This window comes from Mesorhizobium sp. M2A.F.Ca.ET.067.02.1.1, from assembly GCF_004023285.1.
Classification (GTDB): Bacteria; Pseudomonadota; Alphaproteobacteria; order Rhizobiales; family Rhizobiaceae; genus Mesorhizobium.
On record NZ_RZSB01001467.1, the window covers coordinates 1 to 407 of the forward strand.

1 protein-coding gene is annotated in these 407 nt (G+C 67.8%); it reads right to left on the bottom strand.

Annotated features, from left to right (window positions below):
• Positions 1 to 407, bottom strand: a 407-nt coding sequence (locus EOA28_RS38345) for an S-adenosylmethionine:tRNA ribosyltransferase-isomerase (protein WP_189342442.1), incomplete at both ends; no start/stop codon positions are given.

A 407-nucleotide genomic window follows, 5' to 3' on the forward strand; every position in this document is an offset into this window, starting at 1 on the left:
ACAATTCCGGCGTGAAATGCAGCCCGGCGGTGGGGGCAGCGACCGCGCCCTCTTCCCTGGCATAGATGGTCTGGTAGTCGGCGCGGTCACGCTCGTCATCGTCGCGCTTCGAGGCGATATAGGGCGGCAGCGGAATGTGGCCGAAGGCGTGCAGCGCCTCGTCGAGGAACGGCCCGGAAAGGTCGAAACCGAGCAGCGCCTCGCCAGCCTCGCCCTTTTCGAGCACCGTCGCGTCAAGCTGGCCGAGGAAGCAGGAACTGCCGTCATGACCGAAATGGATGCGGTCGCCGGCGGCGATGCGCTTGCCCGGCCGCATGAAAGTCTGCCAGCGGTCCGGCGCCACGCGCATATGCAGCGTCGCCTCGACCTGCGCCACCGCCTCGCCGCGCTTGCGCATGCCTTTGAGC